At 48.5% G+C, this 8754-nt stretch carries 10 protein-coding genes; 9 read left to right on the top strand and 1 reads right to left on the bottom strand.

The window, feature by feature from the left end; translation table 11 throughout:
- Positions 1-91 precede the first annotated feature (91 nt).
- Genes pyrE through kdsA form a run of 5 tightly spaced genes read left to right on the top strand, consistent with a single transcriptional unit; the run spans position 92 to position 5320 of the window.
- A complete protein-coding gene (pyrE, locus tag U9P07_11265; GenBank protein ID MEA2109987.1) occupies positions 92-667 on the top strand; it encodes an orotate phosphoribosyltransferase in 576 nt (191 codons plus the stop codon).
- A 41-nt stretch (positions 668-708) separates the two neighbouring features.
- Positions 709-1617, top strand: a complete 909-nt coding sequence (locus U9P07_11260; GenBank protein MEA2109986.1) for a response regulator — start codon at positions 709-711, stop codon at positions 1615-1617.
- The gene (locus U9P07_11255) at positions 1614-2834 is read left to right on the top strand and encodes a cofactor-independent phosphoglycerate mutase (GenBank protein ID MEA2109985.1); all 1221 of its coding nucleotides are present in this window, start codon (positions 1614-1616) and stop codon (positions 2832-2834) included. The genes U9P07_11260 and U9P07_11255 overlap by 4 nt, the downstream gene beginning before the upstream one ends.
- A 16-nt stretch (positions 2835-2850) precedes the next feature.
- Positions 2851-4494, top strand: a complete 1644-nt coding sequence (locus U9P07_11250) for a CTP synthase (GenBank protein ID MEA2109984.1) — start codon at positions 2851-2853, stop codon at positions 4492-4494.
- 4 nt (positions 4495-4498) lie between these two features.
- Complete coding sequence (gene kdsA, locus U9P07_11245; protein ID MEA2109983.1) at positions 4499-5320, top strand: 3-deoxy-8-phosphooctulonate synthase; 822 nt, start codon at positions 4499-4501, stop codon at positions 5318-5320.
- Positions 5321-5373: 53 nt separating this feature from the next.
- On the opposite strand, the gene U9P07_11240 is transcribed toward kdsA, so the two are convergent.
- Positions 5374-5553 carry a hypothetical protein gene (locus U9P07_11240; protein ID MEA2109982.1) on the bottom strand — a complete coding sequence of 60 codons (180 nt, stop codon included), beginning with the start codon at positions 5551-5553 and terminating at the stop codon, positions 5374-5376.
- A 217-nt stretch (positions 5554-5770) separates the two neighbouring features.
- Here U9P07_11240 and U9P07_11235 point away from each other — a divergent pair, with 217 nt between their 5' ends.
- From U9P07_11235 to lptA, 4 genes are all read left to right on the top strand, one after another.
- On the top strand, positions 5771-6754 hold the full coding sequence (locus U9P07_11235) for a KpsF/GutQ family sugar-phosphate isomerase (protein MEA2109981.1): 984 nt from the start codon (positions 5771-5773) through the stop codon (positions 6752-6754).
- Positions 6755-6970: 216 nt separating this feature from the next.
- Positions 6971-7513 carry an HAD-IIIA family hydrolase gene (locus tag U9P07_11230; protein ID MEA2109980.1) on the top strand — a complete coding sequence of 181 codons (543 nt, stop codon included), beginning with the start codon at positions 6971-6973 and terminating at the stop codon, positions 7511-7513.
- A gap of 4 nt (positions 7514-7517) precedes the next feature.
- The gene (gene lptC, locus U9P07_11225) at positions 7518-8075 is read left to right on the top strand and encodes an LPS export ABC transporter periplasmic protein LptC (protein ID MEA2109979.1); all 558 of its coding nucleotides are present in this window, start codon (positions 7518-7520) and stop codon (positions 8073-8075) included.
- Positions 8072-8590, top strand: a complete 519-nt coding sequence (gene lptA, locus U9P07_11220; protein MEA2109978.1) for a lipopolysaccharide transport periplasmic protein LptA — start codon at positions 8072-8074, stop codon at positions 8588-8590. The genes lptC and lptA overlap by 4 nt, the downstream gene beginning before the upstream one ends.
- Positions 8591-8754 lie beyond the last annotated feature (164 nt).

Here is an 8754-nt window from a genome sequence, read left to right as displayed (position 1 = left end):
TTGCAGATTTTCAGCGGTAAGTTACTAACTGCTAAAAGATAATCGCTCAATTCAGGAATCATTTTGAGACTTTTTTCAACAGGAATATTTTATGAATAAAAAAGCCCGGCTGCTGCAACTGTTGGCTAAGCTTTCCTATGAAAATCGTCAGGTAACCCTGACCTCCGGCAAAATCAGCAGCTATTATGTGGACGGGAAACAGACCACCCTGCATGGTGAAGGAAGCTTTTTGACCGGCAGCCTGACCTTAGATCTTATTCGATCGGCTGAAACTCCGATTAGAGCGGTCGGCGGTTTGAGCATGGGAGCTGATCCCATTGCCACGGCGGTCAGCCTGCTGAGCTGGTTTTCCGGCCCGCCGGTTCACGCCTTTTACATCCGCAAGGAACCGAAAGGTCATGGAAAAAACCTGTGGATAGAAGGCAATAAAAATCTTAATGAGGGTGATGCGGTTGCCATTGTTGAAGATGTGGTAACTACTGGCGGATCATTGCTGAAAGCAATCGAGCGGGCCCAGGCATATGGTTTGCGGGTCAAACAGGTTATCACCCTGTTGGACCGGCATGAAGGTGGAGCTGAAATGCTGGCAGAGAAAGGTTTTAAGCTGCAGGCACTGTTCACCATTAAAGACATCCGTTCCCAGGAGGCTGTCGCCTCGATTCGATAAAAAATTGCTATTCTCTGACAACCTCCTGAGGTCATTGATCAATGCCTAAAAACCTGGTTATTATTGCTGAAGATGATTTCGCCACCCGGGAAGTTCTGGCTGAAATTGTCGAGCAGGAAGGGCTGAAGCAACGTAACTTTGAAAATGGGGAATTGGCCCTGGAAGCATTGGAAGCTCATTGTGATGATGTTATGCTGGTTATCAGCGACATCAAGATGCCGGAAATGGATGGCATCCAGTTTCTCCAGCAGGCAAGAAAATCTTTCCCGGAAGCCCCTTTCGTTATCGCCTCGGGTTATGGCACCAGGGATAATATCATTACGGCATTAAAGCTGGGAGCCTTGGATTATCTAGAAAAACCTTTTCAGGTCAAGGACGTTCGGGAAATCATTCAAAAGATTAAACAAGCCATCGATGAAACCCAGCAAGAAACCGAATTATACCATTATCTGGAGGGCAAAAAGATTTGTTTTAAAATCAGCAATGACATTAAGCTGGTTCACTCTCTGGTCAATGAATTGATTCGGGAAATAAAAAAGGTTGGGGGAAAATCCCTGCAGCCGGAATTAACCGGCATCCGGATGGCTCTGCATGAAGCGGTGGTCAATGCCATTGAACACGGTAACCTGGAGCTTTCTTCCACCTTGAAGGAAAAATCCGATTATCTGGAAATCCTTGAAAAAAGAATGACCGAATCGCCCTATGCCGATCGGCAGGTCCTGGTGGCAACCACGGTAACTACCACATCTTTTTCCTGCGAGATCACCGATGAAGGACCGGGCTTTGACTGGCGGTCCCTGCCTGATCCCCGGGATCCCGAAAACCTGTTTAAACCGCACGGCCGCGGGATTATTCTGATGGCCAATTATTTTGATCGGGTAACATTCAACCAACAGGGAAATTCGATTACCTTGGAAAAAAACCTGGTCATGGAGGAAACAAGCCCATGAGCAATAAAAAATTTCTGGTTATTCTCGGCGATGGCATGGCTGATGAACCCCAGGAAAGTCTGAGGGGAAAGACACCGCTGGCAGCGGCCAACACCCCCAATCTCGACAAGCTGGCAAAAACAGCGGAACAGGGAACCCTGACCACGGTCCCCCCGGGATTTCCCGCCGGTAGCGATGTGGCAAACCTGTCGGTTTTCGGTTATGACCCGGCCCGCTATTATACCGGACGTGCGCCTTTGGAAGCTGCCAGCATGGGCATTGAACTGGGTCCGGAAGACGTGGCTTTCCGCTGCAACCTGGTCAACATCCTCCATTTTGAAGGCCGCGGCTACATGCACGACTTCAGCGCCGGGCATATCAGCACCGCTGAAGCCAGGAAAGTTATAGAGCAACTCAATCTTGAGCTTGGCAATGAACAACTTCGTTTTTACCCCGGGGTCAGCTATCGTCACCTGATGGTCATCAAAGATTGCCCGGTGGAGCTGGCTGAAATCAAGCTGACTCCTCCCCACGATATCAGCGGTAAGGAGATTGTCGACCATCTGCCCGCGGACCACGGCTCCCCGATCCATAACCTGATGCTGTCATCACAAATGATTATTTATCGGCTGCCATTCATTCGGGAAAAACTGGAAAAAGGAGAGGTGACCGCCAACTCCATCTGGCTCTGGGGACAGGGGAAAAAACCTCTTTTAGATTCTTTTGTTGATCGTTTTGGCTGCAGTGGCGTGGTTATTTCCGCGGTGGACCTGCTGAAAGGTATCGGTATCTGTGCCGGGCTGGCAGCGGTGGATGTCCCGGGAGCAACCGGCTACCTGGATACCAATTATGAAAATAAGGTTCACTACACCCTGAAAAGCCTGGAGGAGCACGATTTTGTCTATCTGCACCTGGAAGCTCCGGATGAAGCTTCTCATGAAGGCAGCCTGGAAAAAAAAATCCAGGCTATTGAAGACCTTGATCGGCAGGTTGTCGGCCCTCTGATTGATGGTTTGCAGAAATTTTCTGCTTTCCGGATGGCCGTCCTGCCTGATCATCCCACCCCCATTCGGACCAAAACTCACTCGTCCGAACCGGTACCTTACCTGTTATACGACAGCGAGAATAAACTCCCGGGCCCCCATAAGGAATATTGTGAAATAACTGCCGCGAATGCTGACAAGCACTGGCAGGAAGGCTGGCGGTTTATGAAATATCTGATAAACAAAGAACATTGAAAGTGAGTTCATACTAGTGAAACCAAAATATATTTTTGTTACCGGCGGGGTCATTTCCTCCCTCGGTAAAGGTTTGGCTGCCGCCTCCCTGGGAGCTTTGCTTGAAGCCCGCAATCTGACCGTCGGCATCCAAAAGCTTGATCCCTACCTGAACGTTGATCCCGGAACCATGAGTCCCTTTCAGCACGGGGAGGTATTCGTTACCGATGACGGGGCTGAAACCGATCTTGATCTGGGACACTACGAACGCTTTACCAATGCCAAATTAACCAAAAAAAGCAATTACACCACCGGCAAGATTTATGACGCGGTCATTACCAAGGAACGTCGTGGCGACTACCTGGGAGGGACAGTCCAGGTCATTCCGCATATTACCGATGAAATCAAGGAATGTATCCGCCGGGGAACCGGTGATGTTGACGTGGCCCTGGTGGAGATTGGCGGCACGGTCGGTGACATTGAAAGTCAACCTTTCCTGGAGGCAATCCGCCAGTTTCGCTATGATATAGGTCCGGAGAATGTCCTCTACATTCACCTTACCCTGGTCCCCTACATTCAGGCCGCCGAGGAGCTGAAGACCAAACCCACCCAGCACAGCGTCAAAGAATTGCGGAGTATCGGCATTCAGCCGGATATCATCCTCTGTCGTTCCGACCGGCCATTAAACCGGGAACTCAAGGCCAAGATATCCCTCTTCTGCAACCTTCCCCCGGAAGCGGTCTTCACCGCCCGTGATGTTGAAAGCATTTATGAAGTTCCTCTTTCACTTCACCATGAGGGGCTGGATGATAAGGTGGTCTCTCTGCTCAATATCTGGACAGGAGCTCCCCGGCTGGGAACCTGGGAAAAAATTATTCATAAAATCAAAGAGCCCCAGCACGAGGTTAAGATAGGCATCGTCGGTAAATATACCGCCCTGAAAGAATCCTATAAGAGTCTAAATGAAGCCCTGGTTCACGGTGGAATTGCCAATAACGCCAAGGTGAACCTGGAGTACATGGATTCAGAACAACTGGAAGAGTTGAGCGCTGAAAAACTGGCAGCCAGGTTCGCGGGAATTTCAGGGATCCTGGTGCCCGGCGGTTTTGGCAATCGGGGCATCGAAGGAAAGATTAAAGCCATTAACTATGCCAGAACTCACAAAATCCCCCTGTTTGGCATCTGCCTGGGAATGCAGTTGATGGCCGTTGAGTTTGCCCGGGATTGCGCCAAACTTAATGATGCCAACAGTTCCGAGTTTAATCCGGAGACCACTTATCCGATCATCTATCTGATGAAAGAGTGGACCACCAAAGATGGCCGTCAAACGGTGACCAGAAACGAAGACACACCCAAGGGAGGAACTATGCGGCTGGGAGCGCATCCCTGCCGACTGGCCTCCGGTTCTCACGCGAGGCAGGCCTACGGTAGCGATAACATCTCTGAACGGCACCGGCATCGATATGAATTTAATAACGAATATCGTGATCTTCTTAAAGCCAGCGGCCTGCAGATTACCGGCACCCATGCCGACCGCAAACTGGTTGAAATCATTGAGATCAAAGAACATCCATGGTATCTTGGCTGCCAGTTTCACCCGGAATTCACCTCCAAACCGATGAAACCACACCCTCTTTTTGTAGCCTTTATCAAAGCATCTCTCGACCAGCAGCCATCATAAGACCATGAATCCTGTCACCATCAATTCTTCGATAAGTATCGGCACCGGGAAACCCCTGGCGCTGATTGCCGGGCCATGCGTCATAGAAAGTGAAAGACTGGTACTTGAGACGGCGGAAACCGTGGCAAAGATATGCCAATCGCTGGATATCCCTTACATCTTCAAAGCTTCGTACGATAAAGCCAATCGAAGTAATGTTCAATCATTCCGAGGCCCTGGGATTGATAAAGGGCTTGAAATCCTGGCAAAAGTAAGGGATAAACTGGAAATTCCGGTCATTACCGATGTCCACGATCAGCATGAGGTGATGATGGTGGCTGAGGTTGTCGATATCATCCAGATTCCGGCCTTTCTCTGCCGGCAGACCGATCTGCTACTGGCCGCCGGCAAAACCGGGAAACCGGTTAATGTCAAAAAAGGACAATTTATGGCTCCCGAAGATATGGGGGGCATCACCGGTAAAATCAGCACTACCGGCAATGATAAAATTCTTTTGACTGAACGAGGAACCACCTTTGGCTACCATAACCTGGTGGTCGATTTCCGGGCGGTTCCCATCATGTTAGAAACCGGCTGCCCGGTTATTTTTGACGCCACTCATTCGGTCCAGCTGCCGGCTGCCCAGGGAGTATGTTCTGGTGGTGACCGGCGGATGATCCCCACTCTGGCAGCGGCGGCAGTAGCTACCGGAGTTGATGCCTTGTTCATGGAAGTTCACCCGGATCCTGCTCAGGCATTATGTGACGGGGCCAACTCATTATCACTGGAACAATTAAAGCCCCTTCTAAGACACCTGCGTCAAATATGGGACGCCTGCCAGCTTTGATGGTTTCGTAATGTTTTATATAGTCATTAATATCTAAATTAAGCGATTAGCTTTTAGCAGTTAGCAGTTAGCTCAATACTCAACTTTCTGACTTGCATTGCCAGGGACATATTGCCGGATGTTCGGGCTTGGCTCATAGCGGTATTGGCCGCCGAACGAATCACACGAGGTGATTCGCGGCGGACGCCTCGGAAGCCGGCCATGGACGGCCGGCGAGAATGAGCGAAAGCCATGCCGGAACATCCTTGGAGATTTATTTTAAGCTGTTTTTAGCGCAACTCAGAAAGTTGAGTCAATAATTACAAGATATTTAATATCGCCCACCTTCATCCGTTGGGTGTTGTTACTAATCAACGTAAAGCCCTGATTTTTAAAAGCTAATTGCTAATGGCTAACCGCTAATTGAACCTTTCGCCTTTAACCTTTCATTTATTTTAAAGGGAAAAACTTGTGATCAAAGACAGCCAACGGATAATAAGTGAAGGACGCCAGGCTCTGGCCATTGAGGCACTGGCCATCAACCGACTGGAAGAACACATCGGCCAGGATTTTGTTGAAGCCGTGCGGTTGCTGGCCGACTGTCAGGGAAAAGTAATCATTACCGGCATCGGCAAATCCGGCATTATCTGCCGAAAAATCGCGGCCACCTTTTCCAGTACCGGCACCCCGGCAATTTTTCTCCACCCCACGGAAGGATTACATGGAGATTTGGGAATCCTGTCCCGCAATGATGTGGTTATGGCGGTTTCTTACAGCGGCAATACCGAAGAACTGGTAAAAATAGTCCCTGCGGTTAAAAGATTCGGCTTGCCGCTTATCAGCCTGACCGGAAACAGACAATCAGAGCTGGCCAAATTAAGTGATGTTGTCCTTGACATTCGTGTCGATCGAGAAGCATGCCCCCTGGGCCTGGCACCCACAGCCAGCACCACTGTAACTCTGGCCATGGGGGATGCTCTGGCTGCAGTCCTTTTGAGCGCCAAAGGTTTCAGCGAAGAAGACTTTGCCCGCCGCCATCCCGGCGGCACCCTGGGAAAACGCTTATTGTTACGGATCCAGGATATCATGCATACAGGCGATGAAATTCCCCTGGTTTCGATGGCAACCAACATGAAAGAAACCTTGCTGGAAATCACCGGTAAAGGATTTGGGATGACCGGGGTTACCGACACAGATGGGATTCTGGTTGGGGTCATCACTGACGGAGACCTGCGGCGATCACTGGAACAATACAATAACCTCTTAACCTTTACCGCCGATAAAATAATGACCAGGAACCCCAAAAAGATCAGCGCCAAAGCCCTGGCCAGCCAGGGATTGCAGATCATGGAACAATATTCAATTACTGCCGTTTTTGTGGTTGAAAACGATGGAGAACAAAAGCCCATCGGCCTGCTCCACCTTCATGACCTTTTGCGTGCCGGAGTTGTTTAGGAGACTGCCCAATAATGCCCTTTTCTCCCAACTCTTCGTTATACTCAAAAATGAAAGCAACCACGAAGAACACGAAAGGCACGAAGAAAAGCAATTATTTTACTCCTTCGTGCTCTTCGTGTGCTTCGTGGTCGTTAGATATTCAACGTATTTTCATATAAAATTTTTTTTGCTTCCGGCTACGCCGGCCTAAGAGTATAAAAGGAAGTATTTACCATGGACAAATTCAAGCTTCAGGATGAACAGCGGCAACGTCTGCTTCCTTTAAAAGGGTTAATCATGGATGTTGATGGAGTGCTGACTGACGGCAGGATTATCATCAATGACCGGGGCGAAGAAAGTAAGAATTTTCATGTGCGTGATGGCCATGGAGTCAAGTTGCTTAAACGCTCAGGATTTCAGCTGGCCCTGCTCACCGGACGACAATCCCGGGTGGTCGAACATCGGGCCAAAGAGCTGGGAATTGATACGGTTTTCCAGAAAGTTCATGATAAAATCGCTGCCTACCAGCAGATAAAATTAAAATTTGCCTTAAAAGATGAGCAGATATGTTATGTGGGCGATGACCTGGTTGACATTCCCGTCCTGAGAAAGGTTGGGTTTGCGGTAACCGTAGCTGACGGCATTCCCGAGCTGGACCACTATATTCACTGGCGTTCACGGTATCCCGGCGGTGGCGGCGCCATTCGTGAACTTTGTGAGCTTATCCTCTGGACCCAGCAATCCTGGGACCAGCTTACCCAGCGTTATTTCGGCTGACACCATGAAAAAATTAGTACTCGCGGCAGGAGTGATACTCCTGGCCGGCATCATTTTTTCAGCCGTCTATTTCCGGATGGCCCCCCAAACCGTCAAAAAAACCATATTGCCGGTCATTGCCCGCCAACTGGAATTTGAATTAAACGATGCCCATTATACCCATTCAAAAAGTGGCAGGAAACGCTGGGAACTTACAGCTGCCAAAGCCCAGCGAAACAAAGGGAGTGACAACATAATACTGACGGATATTCATGTCACTCTTTTCGCCACCGACGATTCCCAAACCCTTATTACCGCTGATCAGGGCAGTTACAATACCAACAATAACAATGTATACCTAACCGGTCATATCCGGATCAGCAACGCCAGCGACATCATCACGACAGAAGAGCTTACCTACCTGGATCAAAAGGAAGAAATCATCATTAATAAACCTGTTACCATCAAACGGACCGGCTTCAGTATCAAAGCTAAACGCGCTTCAATGGAGGTGCCTGAAAACCGTTTTCACTTCTCCGGAGGGGTTAAGGCACATATCAAATTACAGGGAGAGAAAAAATGAACAACCGTTTACAATTCATCTGTTTTTGCAGTTTTCTGATCATTTTGCTGCTGGTTGTGCCGGCGTTTTCGGCTGAACCACTTTTCAAGTCCTCAAAAACCCCCATTGACATTTCATCAGATCGACTGGACATAGACCAGCAGAAAGGACAGGCTATCTTCAAAGGCGAGGTAATAGCCCGACAGGATAAGATGACTTTACAGGCGGATACCATGACCATCCTCTTTGTCGAAAAGGAAAACGATGTTAAAGAAATCATTGCCAATGGTTCAGTAACCATCGATCTGGATAAAAAAATAGCAACCTGTGAAACAGCCCATTTTTATACCGCTGATAACAAAGTCATACTGACCGGCAAACCGCTGCTGAAAGAAGGGAAAAATGTTATTGAAGGAGAAAAAATTATTTTTTTTCTTAATGAAGAGCGTAGTATTGTCGAAGGCAAGAAAAATTCCCGGGTAAAAACAACCATTTTCCCCGGTCAGAAAGGCCTGTTCAATAATAACCTAAACTGAGCGATTAGCCTTTAAAGGTTTAAGGTGTAGGGTGTAGGGTTTTTACCTTGTACCTTTTAGGTTTAATGATTACAGGATGTTTTGCTATTACAAACGTAAACATTCGACTACGTTTTCAGAAAAGATAAAAATACTCTCACAGAGGCACAAAGTCACAGAGAACC

It is taken from the genome of Pseudomonadota bacterium (assembly GCA_034660915.1).
Classification (GTDB): Bacteria; Desulfobacterota; Anaeroferrophillalia; order Anaeroferrophillales; family Anaeroferrophillaceae; genus DQWO01.
The sequence above is the reverse complement of the archived record's forward strand: the minus strand, read 5'-3'. Positions and strand labels throughout refer to the sequence as shown.